Source organism: Psychrobacter sp. SZ93C1, assembly GCF_015864635.1.
Classification (GTDB): domain Bacteria; phylum Pseudomonadota; class Gammaproteobacteria; order Pseudomonadales; family Moraxellaceae; genus Psychrobacter; species Psychrobacter fozii.
This window is the reverse complement of record NZ_JADYWY010000002.1, coordinates 203,232-227,775: the sequence shown is the minus strand read 5'-3', so window position 1 is coordinate 227,775 and position 24,544 is coordinate 203,232. Positions and strand designations below refer to the sequence as shown.

Annotated in this window: 21 protein-coding genes; 18 read left to right on the top strand and 3 right to left on the bottom strand. The window is 41.6% G+C overall.

Features of this window, described 5'->3' with window-relative positions; genetic code table 11:
* Positions 1 to 107: 107 nt before the first annotated feature.
* A complete protein-coding gene (locus tag I6E83_RS03865; RefSeq protein WP_110922691.1) occupies positions 108 to 497 on the bottom strand; it encodes an SCP2 sterol-binding domain-containing protein in 390 nt (129 codons plus the stop codon).
* 847 nt (positions 498 to 1,344) lie between these two features.
* Here I6E83_RS03865 and ccoN point away from each other — a divergent pair.
* The 6 genes from ccoN to I6E83_RS03835 all read left to right on the top strand — a co-directional run bounded on the left by ccoN (position 1,345) and on the right by I6E83_RS03835 (position 7,410).
* On the top strand, positions 1,345 to 2,826 hold the full coding sequence (ccoN, locus tag I6E83_RS03860; protein ID WP_110922690.1) for a cytochrome-c oxidase, cbb3-type subunit I: 1,482 nt from the start codon (positions 1,345 to 1,347) through the stop codon (positions 2,824 to 2,826).
* A gap of 9 nt (positions 2,827 to 2,835) precedes the next feature.
* A complete protein-coding gene (gene ccoO, locus I6E83_RS03855) occupies positions 2,836 to 3,474 on the top strand; it encodes a cytochrome-c oxidase, cbb3-type subunit II (RefSeq protein ID WP_197100044.1) in 639 nt (212 codons plus the stop codon).
* Positions 3,474 to 3,656, top strand: a complete 183-nt coding sequence (locus I6E83_RS03850; protein WP_194197257.1) for a cbb3-type cytochrome oxidase subunit 3 — start codon at positions 3,474 to 3,476, stop codon at positions 3,654 to 3,656. Before ccoO ends, I6E83_RS03850 begins: the two co-directional genes overlap by 1 nt.
* Positions 3,653 to 4,825 (top strand): cytochrome-c oxidase, cbb3-type subunit III, encoded by a 1,173-nt coding sequence (gene ccoP / locus I6E83_RS03845; RefSeq protein WP_197100043.1) that lies wholly within the window; start codon positions 3,653 to 3,655, stop codon positions 4,823 to 4,825. The genes I6E83_RS03850 and ccoP overlap by 4 nt, the downstream gene beginning before the upstream one ends.
* A 416-nt stretch (positions 4,826 to 5,241) precedes the next feature.
* Positions 5,242 to 6,645, top strand: a complete 1,404-nt coding sequence (gene ccoG, locus I6E83_RS03840; RefSeq protein ID WP_110922687.1) for a cytochrome c oxidase accessory protein CcoG — start codon at positions 5,242 to 5,244, stop codon at positions 6,643 to 6,645.
* 174 nt (positions 6,646 to 6,819) lie between these two features.
* Entirely contained in the window at positions 6,820 to 7,410 is a 591-nt protein-coding gene (locus I6E83_RS03835) for a FixH family protein (protein ID WP_197100042.1), read from the top strand.
* Positions 7,411 to 7,517: 107 nt separating this feature from the next.
* Here the strand turns inward: I6E83_RS03835 and ttcA are convergent, their stop codons facing one another.
* A complete protein-coding gene (gene ttcA, locus I6E83_RS03830; protein ID WP_413787048.1) occupies positions 7,518 to 8,525 on the bottom strand; it encodes a tRNA 2-thiocytidine(32) synthetase TtcA in 1,008 nt (335 codons plus the stop codon).
* Positions 8,526 to 8,885: 360 nt separating this feature from the next.
* On the opposite strand from ttcA, the gene queC reads away from it, so the two are divergent.
* The 6 genes from queC (at position 8,886) to I6E83_RS03800 (ending at position 15,742) form a co-directional block, all read left to right on the top strand.
* Entirely contained in the window at positions 8,886 to 9,653 is a 768-nt protein-coding gene (gene queC / locus I6E83_RS03825) for a 7-cyano-7-deazaguanine synthase QueC (RefSeq protein WP_197100040.1), read from the top strand.
* 235 nt (positions 9,654 to 9,888) lie between these two features.
* Positions 9,889 to 10,218 carry a hypothetical protein gene (locus tag I6E83_RS03820; RefSeq protein ID WP_110922684.1) on the top strand — a complete coding sequence of 110 codons (330 nt, stop codon included), beginning with the start codon at positions 9,889 to 9,891 and terminating at the stop codon, positions 10,216 to 10,218.
* 272 nt (positions 10,219 to 10,490) lie between these two features.
* Positions 10,491 to 10,988: a peroxiredoxin gene (locus I6E83_RS03815; RefSeq protein ID WP_197100039.1), complete on the top strand. Its 498-nt coding sequence runs from the start codon at positions 10,491 to 10,493 to the stop codon at positions 10,986 to 10,988.
* Positions 10,989 to 11,209: 221 nt separating this feature from the next.
* Positions 11,210 to 12,700: a dihydrolipoyl dehydrogenase gene (locus I6E83_RS03810; protein ID WP_197100038.1), complete on the top strand. Its 1,491-nt coding sequence runs from the start codon at positions 11,210 to 11,212 to the stop codon at positions 12,698 to 12,700.
* A 151-nt stretch (positions 12,701 to 12,851) separates the two neighbouring features.
* Entirely contained in the window at positions 12,852 to 14,048 is a 1,197-nt protein-coding gene (locus I6E83_RS03805) for a mechanosensitive ion channel family protein (RefSeq protein WP_227669281.1), read from the top strand.
* Positions 14,049 to 14,434: 386 nt separating this feature from the next.
* The gene (locus tag I6E83_RS03800) at positions 14,435 to 15,742 is read left to right on the top strand and encodes a hypothetical protein (protein ID WP_197100037.1); all 1,308 of its coding nucleotides are present in this window, start codon (positions 14,435 to 14,437) and stop codon (positions 15,740 to 15,742) included.
* Between the two features lie 165 nt (positions 15,743 to 15,907).
* Here I6E83_RS03800 and I6E83_RS03795 read toward each other — a convergent pair whose 3' ends face one another.
* Positions 15,908 to 16,570, bottom strand: a complete 663-nt coding sequence (locus I6E83_RS03795; RefSeq protein ID WP_197100036.1) for a LuxR C-terminal-related transcriptional regulator — start codon at positions 16,568 to 16,570, stop codon at positions 15,908 to 15,910.
* A 188-nt stretch (positions 16,571 to 16,758) separates the two neighbouring features.
* Between I6E83_RS03795 and rlmKL the strand changes: the two genes are divergently transcribed.
* The 6 genes from rlmKL (at position 16,759) to I6E83_RS03765 (ending at position 24,520) form a co-directional block, all read left to right on the top strand.
* Entirely contained in the window at positions 16,759 to 19,065 is a 2,307-nt protein-coding gene (rlmKL, locus tag I6E83_RS03790; protein ID WP_197100035.1) for a bifunctional 23S rRNA (guanine(2069)-N(7))-methyltransferase RlmK/23S rRNA (guanine(2445)-N(2))-methyltransferase RlmL, read from the top strand.
* Positions 19,066 to 19,401: 336 nt separating this feature from the next.
* A complete protein-coding gene (locus I6E83_RS03785) occupies positions 19,402 to 19,977 on the top strand; it encodes a TerD family protein (RefSeq protein WP_197100034.1) in 576 nt (191 codons plus the stop codon).
* Between the two features lie 227 nt (positions 19,978 to 20,204).
* On the top strand, positions 20,205 to 21,272 hold the full coding sequence (locus I6E83_RS03780; RefSeq protein ID WP_197100033.1) for a DUF475 domain-containing protein: 1,068 nt from the start codon (positions 20,205 to 20,207) through the stop codon (positions 21,270 to 21,272).
* 328 nt (positions 21,273 to 21,600) lie between these two features.
* On the top strand, positions 21,601 to 22,461 hold the full coding sequence (locus tag I6E83_RS03775; RefSeq protein WP_197100032.1) for a glutaminase: 861 nt from the start codon (positions 21,601 to 21,603) through the stop codon (positions 22,459 to 22,461).
* 464 nt (positions 22,462 to 22,925) lie between these two features.
* On the top strand, positions 22,926 to 23,501 hold the full coding sequence (locus I6E83_RS03770; protein ID WP_110922674.1) for a TerD family protein: 576 nt from the start codon (positions 22,926 to 22,928) through the stop codon (positions 23,499 to 23,501).
* 266 nt (positions 23,502 to 23,767) lie between these two features.
* Positions 23,768 to 24,520, top strand: a complete 753-nt coding sequence (locus I6E83_RS03765; protein WP_194197243.1) for a TIGR00266 family protein — start codon at positions 23,768 to 23,770, stop codon at positions 24,518 to 24,520.
* Positions 24,521 to 24,544: the final 24 nt, after the last annotated feature.

Here is a 24,544-nt window from a genome sequence, read left to right as displayed (position 1 = left end):
AAAAACATGTTGCTATTAAATTTATCAATAAAAAAGCCTCTAATATGAATTAGAGGCTTTTTTTATGTCAACTAGGGCGTATCACATAAAACCATGTGAATATAAAACTATGCCATAGTCGTCATAGATTTGATACGAGAATACAATTCTTTTTGCTCAGTGCTTGGGCGAGCAGTCTGTACTGCCATCAATTGTGACATATCGCCTTCGACACGAATTTTACCGCTCATAAATGCACCCATGATTTGATTGGTATCAAAATCAGTGATGATTGATTGCAAGATACTGCGATCAAGTAGTAAGGTAGTGGTCGCCGCGTCATTTAATCCACGATGCAACAAGCCATTAGTGAAGTTGGCTTCAATATCTTGATCCGTATCAGATAATTTCAAGTTGACGATCATATTTGCAAGTGCTGGCGGTAAGTTAAGCTCACCCGCTTCTTGACCCATTTGCTCAACTTGCTCAAACCATTCATTTGTCAAAAAAACTGCCATATTATTGTCCTTAATTAGTATTATGTGAGGCTAAGGTTTTATTCACCCTCGCCTGACTGAACATCAAATTATAAAATAGTTTCTGATAGCAACGATATAAAAAAGCTGCGACCCATCATATTTAGCCTCATTATAAGGGTCGACTTGATGATAAGTAAAACTTATTTACATGACTCATGCTGCCATTGTTACAAGATTATTTTTATACTGACAGTAACGTATCACAATCACTATCCTTTTCTAACCAAAGGCCGCCTCTAGAATCATGACAAAATTGTGTATAAAATAGGTGGATAGCATAGCAATAATAAGTTGCTCGCTAGAGTTTTTACCAAAGAGTTTGTATTTTGCCGCATAGTTCTGATGATATTTGATTAGGATTGCGTTACAATACCCTTAAACAGAGTCGGGAGTTTTAACTAAACATTACGTAAACATGTTTTTTTGTCAGCCGCCGCTAGCATACGTCTATGGTCAGTGCATTTTTATGGCCCTATGGATATTGGTATCTATCTTCATTGGTACAGATTTATTGGTAATAATTAAGATAAATACTTAGCCTCATTAGATGTTTGATGCTCAAAAACGGCGCATTTTCTTATTCACCTTAGCAGTTATTAATAATCCTACTATCGATTGGCTATGAGCGCTGTGTATTTTAAATGCCTCTATATATGAGCACCAGCTGATATATGGCTTAGATTGATAGCTAATAACGTTAAAACTATAAGCAATCCAAAAAACAGCATGTACCGCAACTACTATTTGATCATCAATTATTATGATGCAGATGGTGCGGAGAGTTAGTTAATTCTGTTGATAATTCGGGCTGTAAAGGAATCATCCAATGAGTTTACAAAACACAGCAGTCGCCCCAGTGGACCGTGAGTACGAAATTACTATCGTAAGATTTTTTGCGATAATGGCCGTAGTTTGGGGCATCGTCGGCATGAGTATTGGTGTGTTCATTGCTTCACAGTTAGCATGGCCAGCACTCAACTTTGACATTCCATGGCTGACTTTTAGTCGCCTAAGACCGCTTCATACCAATGCGGTCATTTTTGCGTTCGGTGGCTCTGCCCTGTTCGCAACGTCTTACTATATTGTTCAACGTACCTGTAAGACAAGGTTATTTGCGCCTTATTTAGCTTGGTTTACCTTTTGGGGTTGGCAAGCGGTTATCGTATCAGCAGTTATTACCCTTCCTCTAGGTTTAACCTCGACTAAGGAATACGCTGAGCTTGAGTGGCCAATCGATATTTTGATTGCTTTGGTATGGATATCTTATGCCATTGTCTTTTTCGGTACGCTCATCAAACGTAAAACCTCACATATCTATGTAGCTAACTGGTTCTTTGCAGCTTTTATTATTACGATTGCACTACTGCATATCGTAAACAGCATGGCGATTCCTGTTAGCGCATTTAAATCTTACTCGTTATTTGGCGGTGCAACTGATGCGATGGTGCAGTGGTGGTACGGACATAACGCGGTAGGTTTTTATCTAACGGCAGCATTCCTTGGGATGATGTACTACTTCGTTCCAGTACAGATTGGTCGCCCTATTTACTCGTACCGTTTGTCTATCGTTCACTTTTGGGCATTGATTGCTTCATATATGTGGGCTGGTGGTCACCATTTGCATTATTCAGCGCTTCCAGATTGGACGCAGTCATTAGCAATGGTATTCTCAATCATCCTATTTGCACCATCTTGGGGTGGTATGATTAACGGTGTACTAACGTTATCAGGTAGTTGGGATAAGTTACGTACCGATCCAATCATTCGCTTTATGATTGTTGCATTGTCGTTCTACGCCATGTCGACGTTCGAAGGCCCAATGATGTCTATTAAGACAGTCAATGCGCTATCGCATAACACGGATTGGACAGTAGGACACGTACACTCAGGTGCGCTTGGCTGGGTTGGTATGATTACTATTGGTTCACTATACGTATTATTACCACGTATCTTTAACAAACCAAAAATGTACTCTATTAGCTTAATCACCACGCATTTCTGGTTAGCGACTGCAGGAACGATCTTCTATATCGTGTCTATGTGGATTTCAGGTATTGGCCAAGGCATGATGTGGCTTGCTACCAATCCAGATGGTACTTTGGTATATAGCTTCGTTGATACTGTTGAGTTCTCACATTTCCCATATATTGGTCGTGCTTTTGGTGGCTTCTTATATGTGTCGGGCATGTTTGTGATGGCATATAACGTTTATAAAACACTTAAGATGCCAGAAGGTAAGCCTGTAGATGTGGCTGATCCAACGGATCATGAAACGAGTGTTGATAAACCTTCAGCAGCTAACGTATAAGGAGCTATCATGGCTGGTACACCGCATGAAATTATTGAAAAAAATACAGGCTTGTTGGTCATCGGTATCGTTATTGCTATTAGCTTTGCAACGCTAGTTGAAATCGTACCATTAATATATGACAACAAGGGTCCTGAAGAAGGCGGGGTTAACGCTCCCCTTCCTACTATGGAACCTTGGACTGCACTAGAGTTCGAAGGCCGTGACATTTATATTCGTGAAGGTTGTCACGTATGTCATACCCAAATGATTCGTCCGCTACGTGCTGAAGTTGAGCGTTATGGACCATACTCGCGTGCTGCAGAATCAACGTGGGATCACCCATTCTTGTGGGGCTCTAAACGTACTGGACCTGATCTAGCACGTGTTGGTGGACGCTATTCTGAAGACTGGCAAAAGCAGCATTTGATCAATCCACGTTCATTGGTTCCTGAATCAGTAATGCCTGGCTTCCCTTGGCTTGCTGAGAATGAAGTGGATGGTGCAAACATTCAAGATAAAATGCGCCTATTCCGTGATCGCTTTGGTGTTCCTTATACTGAAGAAGATATCGAAGGAGCGCCAGATGCTGTTCTTGGTGCCACTGAACTTGATGCTTTGGTTGCCTATCTACAGCAACTAGGCACCGCGATGGAAGGACAGCGCTAATGGGTATTGGTGAATTACAAACAATTGCGACCGTTTCTGCCTTTATTGCCTTCGTAGGTGTTGCATGGTGGGCGTATTCGCCAAAAAACAAAAAACGCTTCGAAGAAGATGCACAACTTGCGCTTGATGACGAAGATATAAAGTCTTTGTCTGAAGAGCAGCGCAATAAGGATAAACGATGACATTTTTTTGGAGTTCTTGGATCACGCTAATCAGTATCGGCTGCTGGCTTTTTATTCTTGGGGTTCTGTTATTTGTTCTAAAATACAAACCTGACGTAGAAGAAGATGGCACCACTGGTCATGAATATGACGGCATCCGAGAATATGACAAACCATTGCCTAAATGGTGGCTAGTGATATTTTTTGGTTCAATCGTTTGGGGTGTTGCTTATTGGGTATTTTTCCCAGCAATGTTTCCTAAACATTGGGAAGGAATTGCCACGGTAGAAGTTGATGGTGAAACGGTACCGTGGACCTCTCATAACGAGCTAAATAGTGAGCTTGAACAGAACAACAAAGTATTTACGGCTAACTTTGAACAGAATATCTTGGCGAAAGCAGATGCCAGTGGTGCAACATCAACGTTAGCCACACTTGCAGATATGCAATCGACTTTGCGTCATAGCGAAACAGCACCAGCAGACTTAAAAGCTCAGATTGATGGCAAAGTTGCAGAACTTGCACCTTATGTTGAGAAGCTATCTGAAAATCCGAATGCTTTAAAAGTTGGTAGCCGTTTATTTCTACAGAACTGTTCTGTATGTCATGGCTCTAATGCTAAAGGTGCAACAGGTTATCCAAATCTGACTGATAATGATTGGTTGCATGGTGGAAAGCCAGAAAATATCTTGCTGACCTTACATAACGGCTGGCACATTGGTGTAGATTACAAGAAAGAACCTGCAAAACTACCAATGCCTGCTTGGCGTGAAAACCTTGGTGAAGATGGTGTGCGTGCGGTTGCTGAGTATGTACTATCGATCTCTGGCAATCAAAACGATTACGATCTAGACCAAACGTTAGTTACACAAGGTAAGACGTTATTTAATCAGCCTACTAACTGTGTACTTTGTCATGGTCCAGAAGGTAAAGGCATGGTATCTACAGGTGCACCAAACCTAACAGATAACATCTGGCTGTTCGGTGGAGAGCGCGAAACCATTCGTGACACCTTACGTTATGGTCGTGCTGGTGTAATGCCACAATGGCAAACTAAACTTGGTAATGAACGTATTATGCTGCTTGCGGCTTATGTTTATTCATTATCAGATAAGACAACACCACCTGTGACCCAGCAAACTGCTGCCACTACTCAAGTTGTAGAAACTGCAGAAGCTACTGCTAACTAATACTTTTAGTAGATTGCTCTGTCGTAAATGAATGAGATTGAAAAAAGGGAGAACTGTTATTGCAGTTCTCCCTTTTTTATATACTTTTGCTAGGGCATGCAATCTGGATACTAGCTAGTGCATAACTGGCATATCTTTAGAGTAAGATATTAATTGCTTTTTATTATTATTACCCCATTTATAGTAAGGAGAATGCTAAAATAGCCGCACTCAAAAACGGCTCATTAATCGCTGATTTATAGAGCTATTTTTCATTTTCATGAAGTCATTCGTAATCGATCATTTGGTAGATGGTTTAACAAATATTTATCCGCTACCTACTGACATTGATAACATCGTTCGCTCATACATCTTATGATTAAAGATGTTTGTTCATCATGCCAGCAAACTGATTCTTTTTTTAAAGAGGCACGTTTATGTCAGCACAACAACCCAATAAAATCCCTGTACAGCAAATTGACTTGGATGCCACCAAGCACCGTGTTCATCCTAGGTTCATCAAAGGCTTTTATCAAAATATCCGCATTATCACAATGTATGCCCTATTGGCCGCTTTTTTGCTTTTGCCATGGCTACGTTATAATGGCAGACAAGCAATATGGTTTGATGTTCCCTCGCAGCATTACTATATTTTTGGTACGACATTTTTGACTCAAGACTTTTATTTCATTGCTGCCTTTGCCATTATTGCTGCATTTATGCTATTTATGGTGACTGTTTATGCAGGTCGCGTATGGTGTGGTTATGCTTGTCCACAGACGATTTGGACACACTTGTATCAGTATGTTGAAAAGTGGATCATTGGTGATCGCAATAAGCGCATAAAGTTCGATAAAGAACCAATGAGCGCGCAAAAAGCCTTTAAACGCTCTGCTGTATATTTTATTTGGTTTGTACTTTCAGTTATCACAGCGGCGACCTTTGTAAGCTACGTCGCTGGAACAGATTATCTGTATCAAAGCTGGCAAATGATTGGTGTCGTCCCAATTCCTGATTGGCCAACATGGGTATGGGTATCGATGTTTATTTTTACCTTTGCCACCTATGCCAATGCAGGTTATATGCGTGAGCAGATGTGTATCCAGATCTGTCCTTACGGTCGCTTTCAGAGTGTCATGTTTGATAAGGATACGTTGGTTGTATCTTATGACTATGAGCGTGGTGAGCCACGTGGCACACGCAAAAAAGGTACAAATCCTGAGCATTTGGGCGACTGTATTGAGTGTACGATGTGTGTGCAGGTCTGCCCCACTGGTATCGACATTCGAGATGGTTTGCAGGTGGGTTGTATTCAGTGTGCCGCTTGTATCGATGCCTGTAATGACGTTATGGACAAAGTGGGCTACCCTCGTGGGCTCATCCGCTACACGACAGAACGACAACTGGCAGAAAAAGAAGATACCCGTGTATTCAGTCCACGCTTATTTGCTTATTTAGCTGTTATTTCTATTTTATGTGGTGGTCTAGTTTATGCATTGACGGATCGTGTGCCCTTAGAGATTGATATTCGTCGTGACCGTAATCAGTTGTCATCCATAAACAATCAAGGCATGATTGAGAACAGTTATATTGTTAAACTGACCAATAAAACGCAGAATCCTCATGCTTATAAAATAACACTAGCACCGAAAGATGGTTTAAGTTTAGAGCTACGATTTAATGATGTGCCACTAGAGGCAGGCGAAAGCTTCGATATGCCAGTTAGCATTTATGGAGATCCAGATGTTATCGATTTCGAACAGACGCCAGTCACTCTAAATGTAACCAGTGAAGATGGACAATACAAAGTCAGTAAGCAGAATGTCTTTACTACTCAATAAGCTTCTATAAACTATTGAGCACCTCGCTAGTATATAATTATGCATATTACCTGTTAGTCTATGACTAGCAGGTAAACCGTTTATCATTACATTGGCAGCATATAGCCGTCAAATGGTTCGTTGATACAGTTTATAGATGTCTGACAAACCAGATATCTGATTAATAGGTACTTTATGTCTACTCCAGCATCAAACTTTAAGCATCAAGACACTCAGCCATGGTATAAAAATTACATGGTCGTTATCTTTGTGATTGGCATGCCCGCATTTGTGGTAGTGGCCTGTATCTACTTTGTTTACTACTCTTATCAGATTCGAGACAGTGTGGTACGTGACGATTGGTACATGGATGGCAAGACCCTTTACCAAGATGTGTCACGTGACAAGCTGACTTATGATTTAGACCTACATGGCAAAATGCAATTTGCTGATAATGGGGATGTTACCTTTTATTTAGATTATCCTGAGCAAAGCTTGCAATCAGGTAAATTATTGAATGGTACGCCGCTCGTTTATCCTGAACAGCTAGATCTGTCTATCTCGCATGCCACTGATATCAAAAAAGACCATGATGTGAGACTAAAGCACCAAGAAGGTAATAAATATAGTGCGCGAGTCGATATGGATCCAGTAAAAGCCAAATACTATCTGCAAGTCAGTAATGGTGGTACAAACAACTGGCGTATGCAAGATGTCGCCAAGCTACCTCGTTCAAATGTTAGTTTTGTACCCTTACAAGCTTTCGAAAAAAAACAACCTGATTGATCAGATATAATCTGAAGACGTAAAAAAACCAGCCATTAGTAGATAATGAGCTGGTTTTTTATAGCCAATTTAAAGGTTTTAGCGATAGCTGGTTCAGTATAGAACCATCAAATAACCGGATTAATCGTTGGGATTTTTTGCGTGGTACGATTATCTGTTGTCGCCTTATCTAATTCTGGCAGTTGCTGTTTATCACTCATAAACTTCGGATTAAACGTTTGGGTCTTTGGTGATATAGGCAAACCAATTTCAGCCAGACTATCGGTCTGCCCTACTTGAATATTATCGCCTTCAAACAAACGCTCATTATCATCACGATCAAGACTTAACCCTTCAAAGTCAAACAATTCACGATCGGCTAATTGCGATGGGGCAACGTTTTGCATCGCCTTAAAGATAGAGGCCAAACGCTGTGGATGAGCATCGTCCCATTCTCGTAGCATATCATTGATAATGGCTCGTTGTAGATTGGTTTGGCTGCCACACAAGTTACATGGAATAATTGGGAATTCTTTCAATTTAGCGTATTCAATGATGTCTTTTTCTTCGACATAAGCCAGCGGACGAATAAGCATGTTTTGCTTATCATCGCTCAGTAGTTTAGGTGGCATAGACTTGAGCGTACCGCCATGAAATAAGTTTAAAAAGAACGTGGCCAACATATCATCGCGGTGATGACCCAGTGCAATCTTGGTGGCACCAATCTGCTTCGCAAAGCCATATAACGAGCCGCGACGCAAACGTGAGCAGGCAGAGCAATAAGTCTTACCTTCTGGTACCACGCTTTTAACGATACTATAAGTGTCTTTTTCTAAAATATAGTGAGCAATGCCTTGCTCGTTCAGATATGCGGGCAAAATATCTTCGGGATAGCCAGGTTGTTTTTGATCGAGGTTCACCGCAACGATATCAAAGCTAATCGGTGCAATGCGCTTGAGCAATAATAAGATATCAAGCAGCGTATAACTGTCTTTGCCGCCTGACACACAGACCATTACCACATCACCCTCTTCGATCATATTAAAATCACGAATCGCCCAAGATACTTGTCTACGCAGTTTTTTCTGTAGCTTGCGAAACTGTGCTGATTGAGTAGGTGATAACTGCTCCGCCATCAACTCATCCTCAGCGGCATCATCATCTTCCATGCCATCAGTCTCTAAAGTATAGTCAGCCATACCTGCATCAGCAGACATCTCATCAAACTCTGGCGTAATTTTTGGCGTAAACAAGGTCGCTGCGGTCATAAGTTACTCAATATCTTTACAAGGGTGATTTTGCTATACAGCAAACTGCTATTACAGTGCTGTCATACATGATGGGCAAGCACTAACACTGATGCTTTAAAAGCAGCGATTATAACAAAATTTGCTAACAGTTTGAAAAGAGGACATTAAATAATGGCTGCATGGTTCTGTAACGGTTGGATTTTTGCTAAAATAACCATTTTTCGTAAACCAATAATAGATACCATTATGACTAACGTTACCTCACAAAGTACCGCCGATAACATAGCGCTTGATAGCCTTCATAACAACCAAAATGCCGTCGTGCTATTGTCAGGCGGGCTTGATTCGGTCACTTGTTTATATTGGGCAAAGGCACGCTACGCCTCTGTGACAGCAGTTAGCTTTAATTATGGTCAACGTCATAATAGTGAACTTGTCGCAGCCAAGACTATCGCTGAGACGGCTGAAGTTAATCACAGAATTATCGATATCGACATCGCCCAACTCGGTGGCTCATCGCTGACAGATCATAGTATGATCGTTCCTGACGGTGATTCGGATAAATTCCCTAATAAAAACCGTGATGAAATCGATAACGACGCCATTCCTAACACTTATGTCCCTGCCCGCAACACCATATTTTTATCGTATGCGCTAGCAGTGGCAGAAGTGGCTGATGCCAACCATATCGTGATTGGGGTCAGCTCAGTCGATTACTCAGGCTACCCGGACTGTCGTCCAGAATATATTGCTGCTTTTGAGCATATGGCCAACCTTGCCACAAAAGCAGGCGTCACCGGACACCATTTATCGATTCAAACGCCATTGCAGCAGTTGTCCAAAGCAAAAACTATTGAGCTTGGCCTATCACTCGGTGTCGATTATGGGCAGACCATTTCTTGCTACCGTGCCGATGAAAACGGCCTTGCTTGCGGTGTGTGTGATAGCTGTACATTACGTCGTCAAGGCTTTGAACAAGCTGGCGTTGCTGACCCTACCCACTATCAATCTTAGTAAATAGTATAAGCTGAGTCTTATTAAGATTCATACTAAATAATGGCAGTGCTCAACATTAGCGCAACATTCGCTTGCATTAACACAGCATGTCGCCATTGTATTTTAGTCAATATACTTGCTATGGTATGGGCGATTGCCTTTATCGAAAGACACAAGTGCCCATATCAATCATCAACTATTAGTGTTTTGCGTACAAAATATAAAAACTGATGCCACCTGTAAGAGGATGTTTATGAAGTTACTACCAATATTACCTTTAGCTCTAGCTGCTATTTTTGCGATGCCACAAGCGAACGCTGCTGATATCAAAAAAGAAAATATCAATACTTGCATTGATGGTGCGGTCAAATACAAAGTCGCGGATAAAGGCACTGCTACCAAGCTGTGTAATTGCACCATTGACGTCCGTAGCAACATGACCATCGGTCAAATGTGGGAAATAGAAAGCTACGCGCAAGACAAAAAAGACCCTTCTGGCCTACCCTATGTCAAAAAAATGCAAAAAGAGTTGCAGCAATGCACCGTTGGCTTAGACTTAAAGCAGCCACAAAAACCTGCTTAACCTGCAACTTGCTCAACATACAAAAGACTGGTTATTACCAGTCTTTTTTGTTGGGAATAGACAAGTAAAATGTAAAACTCATTATGAATTTCAATGAATCCCCCTATAATAAGAATACGATAACTAAATACAGCCAATATATAGTTGATTCAGTTTAAAGCAGAGACAAGGCAACCGAGTACAGATGTATATGTGATACGTCAAACGAGGTTAACGCTGTCACTCTTTTATAGAGAATTGACTATATAATCAAAATTAATAAGGACTTTATAATGGCAAAGCCAACCACAGAAAACCTCACACTACCTGAGTTCCCAGTCACGGTAGTACGAGAGCTAGATGGCAACTTCGTCCATGACGAGATAAATCTGAAAGAGATGATCAGCAATACCAATAAGGGCCTCATTCTTTATTTTTATCCAAAAGACAATACGCCTGGCTGCACCACGCAAGCGACAGAGTTTACCGCTCATCTCAACGATTTTGATGAATTGGGCTATGACATCATCGGTGTCTCACGTGATAGCGTTGAGTCTCACGAAAAATTCATCGCTAAACAAGACCTAAACATCGCGCTTATTAGTGATACTGACGAAAAACTGTGTCAGTACTTTGACGTTATTAAAGAAAAAAACATGTATGGGAAAATGACGCTCGGCTTAGTCCGTTCCGCATTTGTTTTCGATACGGATGGTACGCTAACTCACGCTCAGCGCAATCTACGTGCCAAGAGCTATACCGAACGGTTGCTTGAAATATTAGCGCCTTAATCAACATAGCCTCTTAACCAATATAGCCATAAATCACGACTGTCATAAATGATATAAAGTTACTTTTGTATAAAGCCATTTTTATACAAAGTCACTTATATATAAAGTTACTCTAAAATAAGTGCTGACAATAACGACAATAACCATAACGACAATAATAATGCGGTGCCAAATACTAATAAAAGCATTCAAGGCTACCGCCTCCATAATGTGAGAATACTATGAATAAACAATCTGAGACTGGTGTTGATAATGCCGCACCCAAAGTCACTCGCAACGTATCTGTAGCCGTCATCGGTGCAGGTACCGCTGGTCAAAATGCCTTTCGCCAAGCCAGCAAAATTCATGACGACATTGTCATTATCAATGATGGCTTTTGGACAACCACTTGTATCCAAGTCGGCTGTATGCCAAGTAAACTGTTGATTGCAGCCGCTGAGCGTGCTCATGATGCTAAAAGTTCTGCTAAATTTGGTGTTCATGCTACCGTTCAGATAAATGGTAAGCAAGTCATGCAGCGTGTCCGTGATGAGCGCAATCACTTTGCTAGCTATATCAAAAAGCAAGTCGAGGGATGGCCTGACGATAAGAAGATAGATGGTCGTGCTCATATCAATAAGCAGGGGCTTATCGAAGTCAATGATGAACTAATCAGAGCAGAGCAAATCATTATCGCGACTGGTAGCTCTCCGTTCATTCCAGACGGTTGGACTGATAAACTTGGTGATACGATACTCACTTCTGATAGCGTCTTTGAGCTCACAGATTTACCAAAGTCAATGGCAGTCGTTGGCGCAGGTGCGATAGGGTTAGAAATAGCTCAAGCGTTGACACGTTTAGGTGTGGACGTGACATTATTCAATCGAGTCAAACGTGTTGCCGGACTCAAAGATGACGATATCAATAACAAAGCGATTGATTGCCTGAGTGGTGAGTTAACCATGCATTTGGGTAGTAAGATTAATAACGTCGGCACCCAGACAAATGCAGAGCATAAAACAGCATTTATTGATTATGAAGACAGTGCTGGCGAGTCGAAACAATGGCAAGGTGAATACGTACTGGTCGCAACAGGACGCCGTAATAATATCAAACAGCTAGGCGTTGAAAACCTAGGTGTCGAACTTGATGACAAAAATCGCCCAAAAGATTTGAGTAAAAAAACAGGTAAGATTGGTGATTCAAACGTTTATATTGTGGGTGATGCCAACGCACATATTCCATTGCTACATGTGGCCAGTGATGAAGGCTATAGTGCGGGAAGTATGGTTTGCGAAAACGAAGAAAATGCCTATATTCGCCCGCCCGCCACACCCTTCTCTATCGTATTCTGCTCACCGCAAATCGTCAATGTTGGTATGTCCTTACCAGAAATTCAACAAGACTCAAATCTAGAGCATGTGATCGGCAGCGTCAGCTTTGATAATCAAGGCCGTAGTCGTGTGATGGGCGTCAATTGTGGTCTATTACATATCTATGGCTGTAAAAAAACAGATAAGATCTTAGGGGCTAGCATGGTAGGCCCTGATGCTGAATATATTGGTCACATTTTGGCATCAGCGATTACCAATGATTTGAGTGTCAAAGACATGCTTGACACGCCTTTTTACCACCCAACGATATTGGAAGGTCTACGCACTGCTTTGCGTGATGTGCAGCATAAAATGGAGATACCTTATCAGTATCAAGACACTCAGAAAAATAGCTCTTAATTATCAGCTCAGCCGCACCTGCAAAACAGGTATACTCAGTGTCAATCAGCACATCTCTTATGTTTGATTGCACTGATGATTTAAGGTAGCTTATAATCCTATACCTTATGTTAAATACTTTGCATATACCAGAATCTGCATGGACCAAAAAATGCCAATCGCTAGTATTACTGATTTTTTCAAAGAGATCATACGTGATCTCCATACTAGCCTCTATCTTGCGCTTGGTGGATCTGCAGATGAAGAGTCACTTGACTGGTCATCTCAAGCAGTGGATCTGGCAAGTACTGGCATCAAAATCCTAATACTGCTTGCGGTATTAGGATTTTTTTATTGGTTGGCTATTTATATCCTCAAACAAAGCAAAGCAAAGATACGTTTAAATGAGCGTCGAACTAAAATTGTTCGCTCAGTGCTACGTTATATATGGGTTGTGGCTAGCTTAATCGCTATCATGAGTCAGATTTACTTTGAACCAGATACCATCAAAGCGACGGCAAAGGCCAGTACGTGGGCCGGTATCTATTATGTGCTTTGGGCTTCTTCAGGGCAAATCATTCACAGAGTGTTACAGCATTATGGCCTCAACGCCTCCATAGAGCAGCTCCTTAAAAACATCTTGTCAGTACTGCTATTGGTACTCGGACTTGCCAGCGTCATGGCGCAATTTGGCTTTGATATCGTCTCACTAGTAGCAGGTTTGGGTATTGTAGGTTTAGCAGTCGGTTTTGCTGCTCAATCGACGCTTGCTAACTTTATCGCTGGTATTACTATTTTACTTGAGCAGTCCTTTCAAGTTGGCGACTGGATTCATATCAATGAAAATGAGGGCCGTGTGGTGCTTATCGCCTTACGTACCACTCATATTTTGACTCGAGATAACATCACTGTCATTATTCCTAATTCTAATGTTGCCTCCTCCGAAGTGATTAATCTAACTTCCAAAAACTTTATACGCTTTGATGTTCGTGTACGTATTGCTTTCGAAGATGATATTGACACTGCCCGTAAGGAGATTTTGCAAGTACTGACCGACACCGAGGTGGTACTTAGCCGTCCTGAAACCTCAGCCACCGTGGCAGAGATTGGTGAGTATGGTGTATTCTTTATCGTACGATTTTGGGTGAAACCAGCAGCTGTGGCACGTATGCCGAAAATCAAGGAACATTTGAGAGAAGATATCAAGTGCGCTTTTGACGCAGCAAACATCTCAACGCCTTATCCACATATGCGTTTGCTGATGCCAAAAGACGTCGACTATCCCATAGCGACCAAACCCTTTGCAACGACGACACAACGGGTAGCACCAGACAGTCATATCCACCCTGAAAACAACATTCAGCCTTAATATCAAATAAAATCGCTAACCATTTATGGTTGTTCTGTTAGCGTAATAAAATTTTGTACGCATGCAATAGACTGCTCATGACATTGCTCAAGGGATTTAAAGACGCATTGCTTTGAGCGACACCTGACCTATCCTGTATATCATCACCTAAGAACACCTCTTATAGCTTACTTTCATAGTGACGGGTTACGATACTAATTAATATGAATTGAGACTATTAAAATACCTCTAATGCTATGCATGCAGATCCTATACCTGTAGATATCTACAGGTACATCTTTGATAAATCCTTGTTATGCTGCAAACAGATACTAATAGACCGTTGAATAGGTTTGACAAAATATCTAGGGGCATAATCAATTGATTACTGACAGGGAGTTCTGCGCATGGACATTAAATTAAGATTCACTCAAGCTTTGAGCATAGCTGGTGCTAGTTTAATATTGACAACGGGAGCATTTGCAAATCAACTGATTAATGGAGGCTTTGAGCTAAGTCCGCCTACCAGTGGATTTGGCAATCATATAGGTCATCCTATTACTCCTTGGGTGTTAGGAACAGGTGATGATTCAAACGTCATCAGAACCAACCAAGGCATTAATTCCACGGGAGATGGCCCTCGGAGTGATGCATCGGGCACTGCGTCAGGAACTATTAGACATTATCTTGATATTGCTAATGGCAGTAATGACTTCTATCAAACCTTTATAGCAAAATGTAATGGTGAAGCAAATTTTGGTGGATACTTTTCTACCAGAGCTGATAGTAATGGAACAGCCTCTGTCATCTTGCGTAATGGAACAGGTACCAATGGATCAATCGTTGGTCAGTCTAACCCTGTAACTCTCCCAGGTGGTAACTCTTCAACAGATCCTTGGAAATTAGTATCCTATACTAGCCCAGTGGTAGCAGGTAATACCTATTCATTAGTCATCAAAATGGATAATAACATGAACTTTGATGAAGCCTTTGTCAATATCAAAGGGTGTGCTGGCGATGGGGGCACTGGACCGGGTCCCATAATTTTTGATGAGGCTACAAATTTAGGTGATTTGGTTCCAATGGATTTTGATGATATTGTCATTAATATACCTGCTGATAACTGCTGCCCACCCATCAATGAAGAAGCTATCATTCGACAATTAACCCCGGTATTTCAGCCCGGTGGCGGATCAAATGCAAAATATCGCCTTAATTTCTCAGCGACACCGCAATTCAACAATCAGATACAAAGCTACTTAAACTATGTGCATAGCATGAAGCCCCCTATCAATGCATTAATATCCAAATGGACTATATATGATAAAGGACCAGGTGCGTTAGGTTCACCCGTACCTACGTCACCAGGTTGGGGCACTAGTATTGACGCATTTTATACTAACTTCCACATCACTAATCCTATAAATCATGGTAATACTTCATCAAGTTATGACATGAAACCTAACCATTGGTATCGTGTACAAGTAGGTACATATTTTAATGGTGGTAACAAATTCTTCCCCCAAACATGTGAATCTGCTGATTATTGGGTTAATTGGCAAGTTGGCGGAAACAAGTCGTCTGTCTCAAATGGTAGTGCCGGTATCTTCGTCATTAGTGATGGTAAGAAAGAGATTGCTAGAGTCAAAGTAGAATCTAAGGCTCAGCCTAAGTCTATGTCGATGAAAAAAAGCGCTACTCTAAAACGATTCTAAAATAGATCTATAACTCTTTAGAGAAATCTGACAAGAGAGTAATGGAGAAGTCATAGAATTTTGAAGACGTTAATTATCAATTAATAAACCACCTATCATTTTATGATGGGTGGTTTATTCGTTAATGTAGACTCCAATTTAGTTCTCTCGCTTCTTCAATCCAGCTCAACCATTTTTCAAATCATATACTTTTAAGTCAATATCTATTAGCCCATAATTGACCGCTTGTACTATGGCATGTGTACGGTTAGACACTTCTAGCTTTCTAAGGCAGTTGCTCATATGAAAGCAAACGGTACGCTGTGAGATACCAAGATCGCACGCGATTTTTTTATTGCTATCCCCTTTTACTATGCAGGTTAGCACGTCAATTTCGCGATTAGTGAGTTGGGGTTTATTGATTTCTGCTGTGATAGGTTTCAGACTAGCGAGTAATGATGGGGAGATGAATTTTTTGCCTGTACGAACCTGCTTGATAATGGCTAATAAATCTACAAAGGCCGTATTTTTTAACACATAACCTGACAATCCAATATTGAGTAATTGCTGTGCTTTAGCGCCATCATTGACAGTAGTCAATGCAATCAATTGCGTGATGAGTGATTGTTTTTCGACCGAAAGAATGATGTTTTCGATACTCATGCCAGACATCGTGACATTCATTAAGACAATATCTGGCTCATACTGTTCTATTAGACGTAATGTTAGATCACCATCAGTCGCATGGCCTACAACATTCAACCCTTCTACACGTGCAAGCAAAAGCATAAACCCCTCCAAAAATATTGGATGGTCATCTGCTACGATTACTGTGGTTATCGTCTCCATTTTTTTAGTATAAAACAAATATTGCGTTAACTTACCAGTTTATTACTGGTTTATTAACCACTGTGACATTCAATCTTATAATCCTAGATAGCTTTTAAACTAAACTTATTGAAATATGGTAAAATTGCCGGTTAAACATCTTACTTTATGATGTGCATTAATTATCAATTTAGCCCACAGGTATCCGTATGACCGAAACAACCGCGCCCTCAACTTTAGTAGCAGCTTCGCCAGAGTTGTCGCTTGACCTTATCATCACTTGTGCCGATGGGCTTGAGGCACCGCTACAGACCGAACTGACCAGTTTTGGTATTGCCAGCGAAGTCAAAAGTACGGGCCGTTTAGCGGTTACGGGTACTTTGCGCGACCTATATACTATTTGTCTTTGGTCACGTGTCGCCTCCCGAGTATTGATGCTGATTAAACGTAAAAACATCAATGCCGAGTACGATGTGGCTGAGCAAATTTATGGTTTGGCAAAATCAGTCAATTGGACTGAGCAATTCAGCTTAGAGCAAACCTTTGCGATTCGTCTCTCTGTAGACAAGCGCGTGGCCGTTAGCCAGCAGTTTGCCATGCTGCGTATCAAAGATGCGATTGCTGATACATTTAATGAAGTTTACGACAGCCGTCCCAACGTCGATAGCAAAAATCCAGATTTCTCTATTTTTGCGACCGTGAATGACAAACAAGCTGAACTATATTTAGATTTATCAGGCACCAGCTTGCATCGCCGTGGCTACCGTGTGGCCATGACAGACGCGCCTTTAAAAGAAAACTTGGCTGCCGCCCTACTTTATAGTGCTGGTTGGCATAAAAAGAACGAAGATGGTAATGCACCTTTCTACAATGCCTTAATCGACCCTATGTGTGGCTCTGGAACGTTCATCATTGAAGCGTTACTCATGCATTGTGATTATGCGGTGGGTATCGATAAAGCCGCCAATCAATTTGGTTTTTATCAGTGGCAGCATCACGATGACACACTATGGCAAGAGCTGATCGATGATGCACAGACGCGTTTCCGCGACGCTTTAGAAATTGCAAACGAGCAGCCTGATACCCTACCGCTCATGTTGGGCTTCGATGCCGATAGCGGTGCGATTTTGGCAACAGAAAAAAACCTGATTGCAGCAGGCCTACAAGATTTATTACCGCTGCTTGATCTTGAGACTCGCGCCCTTGACCAGTTGGGTGCTGTATTAAGTCCCCTTGTCAGTGATGGTCGATTGAGCAATCCTTTAATCATCACCAACCCGCCTTATGGTGAGCGTTTGGGTGATGAAGAAATGATTAAACCGTTATATCAAGCGATTGGTCTTATTCTGCAAGATAGCTTTGCAGGTAGCGGCATTAATCCGATGCTTGGCATACTGGCCTCTCATGTTGAGCAAGTAGACATACTACCGATCAAAGAACCAAAAACGTTGCGTTGTCACAATGGTGCCATCACCGTTTATTTCCGCTATGGCAACTTGATTGCAGGACAAACGGGCAACCTCGTGAGTCGCTTTGAGAAGCGTGAAATTGAAGTAGAAGATGGACAAGACTTCATCAACCGCTTGCAAAAAAATCTTGCCAAGCTTAAAAAACTGGCCAAAAAAGACAACGTCAGTAACGTACGTGTCTACGATGCTGACTTGCCTGACTTTAAAGTTGCGATCGACTTATACGGTGACTATGCGCATGTGCAAGAATATGCACCACCAAAGACTATCCCACCTGAAACCGCCAAAAAACGCTTTAACTTGGCATTGATGGGTATCCGTGAAGTATTTGGTATTAACCGCGAACAAATCTTTATCAAAACGCGTGCACGCCAGTCTGGTAATGATCAATACAGCAAGCAGAACACCACAGAAAAACGTGGCAAGTTTCATGTTGCGCGCGAAGACGGTGCTTATCTTTACGTGAATTTTACAGATTATCTTGATACGGGTCTGTTCATCGATCACCGTAACATGCGTGCACGAATCAAAGACAACAGCCGCGGCAAAGCGGTATTGAACTTATTTGCTTATACTTGTACAGCAAGTGTTCACGCGGCATTGGCTGGCGCGAAAAAAGTCACCAGTGTCGATTTGTCCCAGAACTATCTAGATTGGGGCAAGCAAAACTTTGTACTCAATGGCTTGGATGTTAGTCGCAATAAATACCAGTTCGTTGCTGCTGATATCTTTGAATGGATTAAAGACAATACCGAGCAGTTTGATATTATCTTCATTGATCCACCGACTTTTTCAAACTCTAAGAAGTTCCAAGGTACTTTTGACGTACAACGTGACCATGCTGCCCTTATCAATCGTGCCATGAATCGCTTGACCTCAGATGGTGTGTTGTATTTCTCAAACAACTTTACCCGCTTTGAGCTAGATGAGCAGTTGACTGAGCGCTACGATATTGTTGAGATTACACAAAAAACTATTGGCTTTGATTTTAATATCAAAAAACCGATTCATCAAAGCTTTGAGATTCGTCATCGTCAAAGTTTCTAAGCGACAGTCCATAATCTTAGGCCTGTCATTACAACTTTTAAATGACAGCTTTTAGATGACAGCTTTTAGATGACTAATCATATAAACAGTCATCTATGAGCCGCTAAATTTTAAGTTTTACGCCCAATTTTTTATGAAACACAACAATGACCCAATCCGCTTTGATTGGGTCATTTTTTGTTGTTATGATAGGGCGTTATTAAGCAATAGTTTTGCGGCGATGGTTTTTTGATAATGTTAATTCCATTATAGATTTTGCTCGCTTGACTGAATTTCTTCGTATAGTTATTGCTTTAATATTGCACCTCTCCCTACTCTAACAACAAGGATTGCACCATGGCTTTATCACTTAATAAAGGCGGTAACTTATCGCTAACCAAAACGGACCCAAACTTAACCAAGCTATTGATTGGTCTTGGCTGGGATGAGCGCGCTACCTCTGGCGCAGAGTTCGATCTTGATGCGAGCGTATTTTTGCTAAGTGGCGCAGGTAAAGTGCGCGGCGACCATGATTTTATTTTTTATAACCAGCTCAAATCTGACAACGGTGCTGTGGAGCATACTGGTGATAACCGTACTGGCGAAGGCGACGGTGATGATGAAGTCGTCAAAGTGAACCTGACTCAAGTACCTGCCGATGTGGACAAAATCGTTGTCACCGTCACCATTCATGATGCGGCAGCTCGCAGCCAAAACTTTGGCCAAGTGGCCAACGCCTTTATCCGTGTCGTTAACGAAGAAACAGGCACCGAAGTCGTACGTTTTGATTTGGCTGAAGACTACTCTGTCGAGACGGCAATGGTGTTTGGCGAAGTTTATCGTCACAACGGCGAGTGGAAATTCCGCGCGGTTGGTCAAGGCTACTCAGGCGGTTTGCAAGCGATGTGTCAGCAATACGGTGTTGATATCTAAAACCGTTTTTTACTGATATTTAGTCTACGATCAGTCGCCGTTATCACGTCCAAAACGTAAAGCTGACATAGTTGCAAATAGTCACAATTTATAGTGACCAAATGACTAGTAATGCTCTGCGTTTCGTTTAGAATTACCTATCAAAGGTGGTTAGCAATAACCACTTTTTTGCAGTTTGTGTCTATAATAGGCCGACCTTAGCTTTACGCAACCAGACAGGATGTGTCATGAGACATTTTTATTTAGATTTTATCTTCACAGCCATTGCCCTAGCGGTAGCGGCATGGTGGGGATATTCACATGGCGGTATGGGTGGCATGATATCCACCTTATCTATTACCGCTATTTTGGCCGTCATGGAGATTTCATTATCATTTGATAATGCGGTGGTCAACGCTTCAGTCCTCAAGGGCTGGGACGAATTTTGGAAGAAGATATTTTTAACCGTTGGTATTTTGATTGCAGTATTTGGTATGCGCCTGGTCTTCCCTATTGTCATCGTCGCGGTTACCGCTGATCTTGGCATGATGGAAGTTATCAATCTAGCTCTGTATCAACCAGCAGAATACTCAGCCAGACTAATGGCGCATCACGCTGAAATCTCAGCATTTGGTGGTATTTTCCTACTATTAGTTTTCTTGAACTTCATTTTTGATGAAAAAGAAGTCCATTGGTTTGATTGGCTAGAGAGCCGTTTGGCTAAGCTCGGCAAAGTCGATGCTATGAGCGTATTTATCGCTCTCATCGTCTTAATGATTGCCGTATCATGGGCCAGCGCTGAACAATCAGGTGCTGTCTTGATTGCCGGTATTTGGGGTATTCTTGTTTATCTTGGCGTACAGGTTGTCTCTGGTATGCTCGAAGGTGATCTCGAAGAAGGCTTAGAGAACGAAGAAAGTGGTTCAGGTGCAGCAGCGACTAGCGCTATCATGAAAGGCGGTATCATCGGTTTCTTATACTTAGAAGTCCTCGATGCTTCATTCAGTTTTGATGGTGTTATTGGTGCGTTTGCCATTACCAACGACGTTATTGTCATTATGCTAGGTCTTGCCATTGGTGCGATGTTTGTACGTTCTATGACTATCTTCTTGGTCGATAAAGGTACGCTTGACGAGTTTGTCTATCTTGAGCATGGTGCTCATTATGCGATTGGTGCATTGGCAATTATCATGCTGTTGTCGGTGAAGTTCCATGTACCAGAAATCATTACTGGTCTGATCGGCATTACTTTCATTGGCTGGGCATTTGTTGCATCACTTAATTATCGTAAGGCTGAAAAGGCAAGTCTGAATTAAGGCATGTCGTTCATATAGCATCTGCTGTATCTAGTGATGTATTTAAGCAGGTCATATTAAAAAATTGATATGGCCTGCTTTTTTTATGGCCTAATTAAAGCGACAAGTTATAAATATATGATGTATGCGTCGGTATATCAGAATGACTAATAATTAAGATAACCAATAATTAAAATACGATTCCATGATTACTATCATCCTTTATTCAGTTAGAATCTCCACCCTCTAATAACACCATAAAATACGACTACATGATTGACATACAAAAAATTCTTGATGATATTGCTGCAGAGATGGCAAATGAAACCGATCGTGGCAAAGTGGCAAAGTGGCAGATTATATCCCGCAACTGGCGCACGTAGACCCAAACCAGTTTGGTATTGCCGTCGCAACCCCTGATGGCAAAGTATATACAGCTGGCAATGCGAGTACACTATTTTCGATCCAAAGTATCTCCAAGGTATTTACCTTAACCATCGGTCTTGGCAAGTTGGGTAATGCGCTGTGGACACACGTCGGTCGCGAACCATCTGGTGACCCTTTCAACTCAATCATGATGCTAGAGCACGAATCTGGCAGGCCACGTAATCCCTTTATTAACGCGGGTGCGATTGCGGTAGTGGATGCAATCATGATGGGTCATGAGCCAAAAGAGACATTGGGCGAGATACTGCAATTTGTACGCTTTATCGCAGATGATGACTCAATCAGTTTTGATCACAAAGTAGCCGCATCCGAAATGGCACATAAAGATCGAAATGCGTCATTGGCCTACTTTATGAAATCCTTTGGTCGTCTCAAGCATGACGTGGATAAAGTGCTAGGGACTTATTTTCATCAATGCTCGATTGCGATGAACTGCCAACAGTTAGCTCAGGCTGGCCTATTTTTAGTATCTAATGGTATTAATGAGCACACAGGCGTTAGGGTTATCAATGCACAGCGTTCTCGACGGATTAATTCGTTGATGATGATGTGTGGTCATTACGATGGCTCTGGTGAGTTTGCCTATCGTGTCGGTCTGCCGGGTAAGAGTGGTGTTGGCGGTGGTATTTTAACGATAGCACCAGGTGAAGGTTCAATCGCCGTCTGGTCACCAGGGCTCGATCATATAGGAAACTCTAAGCTTGGAACCAAAGCATTAGAGCTGTTTGTACAAGAAACTGGCTGGTCGGTTTTCGGCGACTAAAGACTATCATCTAATACTTTTATCGATGAGTTGTTTAAGACGATGTGCACCGTTAAATATGGTGAGTTTTACTCTGGCTCATGCTAAATATATTGGTATGACCCTTTTTCGTTTTAAAGCTTTCTTTAGGAAAATGCGTGCTTATTAACGAAACCCTCCTTTATTTAGCTGTTCTAACCTACAAGCTGTAATAGATAGATAATTTACTTTTGATAACAACACCTTAAGTATTGCTATCAAGATTGTTAAAAAGTATCAGATATACAGGGACATTATGTCTCTTAGGAAACATATAGTAAGTGCACAAAATACGCCTTGCTTACTAAGCAAACGCTTAGTATAGTAAAACGTAATGATACGCAGGCAGTGACATATAGGTAGAATTATTAACTGTGTACGCTTACGTATCAACCATTGCACCATTTTCAGTTTATTATTTAATTACGAATCAATAGGATATTTATATGGCTATTAGCTTAACAAAAGGCGGCAACGTAAACTTATCAAAAGAAGCGCCAGGTTTAACCAACATCACAGTCGGTCTAGGCTGGGATCCACGTGCCACTGACGGTCAAGAGTTTGACTTAGATGCGATTGGCTTTTTGGTCAATGAAGCAGGTAAAGTACGTAACGACCAAGATTTTATTTTCTTTAATAACCTAAAGTCAGACAATGGCGCTGTTGAGCACACAGGCGATAACCGTACTGGCGAAGGTGATGGCGATGATGAAGCTATCAAAGTAAACCTAGCGAGCATTCCAGCTGACGTTAATAAGGTAGCACTTTGTGCCATCATTTATGAAGGTCAAGCCCGTAACCAAAACTTCGGTCAAGTAGGCGAAGCTTACATCCGTATCGTTAATGACAATGGCGGCAGTGAAATTGCACGCTATGACCTATCAGAAGACGGCAGTACTGAAACGGCCATGATCTTTGGTGAATTGTATCGTCACAGCGGCGACTGGAAATTCCGCGCTGTTGGTCAAGGCTTCAGTGGTGGTCTTGGACCATTAGCGGGTTCTTATGGCGTAAACGTATAAGCTCAGCTTTGACTAATCTTAGCTTTGACGTAATTGCTTAGCAAAATAAATATCGCAGTCATATAGTTGATTACGATATAAAAGAGCTATTTAAAGCCATCAAGTGTGCCCTTTTAACGCATTTGATGGCTTTAATTTTAATTGGCTAACTAAAAAAGTCAAAGTCTTGAAGATAGCTTATATAAACCATATACATAAACAATCATATACATAAATATAGCTATCAAGCGCACATATTAAAAAATTAGAATAAGGATTTGCAAACCATGGCCGCAACATTTAGCTTAATCGGTACCATCGAACCTTTTTTACATTGCAATCTCAAAAAAGGCGACTCGATTTATTGTGAAGCCAATGCAATGGTGATGATGGAATCAAACCTTGAGCTCAAAGGTAAGCTGCAAGGCGGGTTGATGCAGTCACTTATGCGCCGTTTTGCTAATGATGAGTCATTATTTCAACAGCAAATCGAAGCGGTCAATGGTGAAGGTGATTGTTTGCTTGCGCCCACGCTAGATGGCGATATGCAAATCATTGATTGCGGTGCTCAGCAGTACACGCTCAGCGATGGTGCATTTGTAGCGGCGCAAACTGGCGTGGATATCAGAGCCAATATTCAACGCAACCTTGGCGGTGCAGTATTTGGTGATACTGGTGGCTTTATGGTTATGCAAACACAAGGCCAAGGTCAGGTGGTGGTATCAGGGTTTGGCTCACTGTTCGAGATCGATGTAGAACCCGGTAAAGACGTCATCATTGATAATGGCCATGTGGTCTGCTGGGACTCCAACTTAGATTATAAGCTGTCAGTGTCTACCAGTAAGAAAAAAGGATTCATGAGCAATATCATCAACTCCGTCACCAGTGGTGAAGGGATGGTATTGAACTTCTCTGGTACTGGCAAAGTTATTATCTGTTCGCGCAATCGTGATAGCTACCAAGGCTGGCTACAAAGCGTATTGGGTAGTAGCTCAGGCGGTCGCGGTGGTAGTAGCGGCTTATTAGGCAATATCTTATAATTGTATACCGTCATATATAGATTT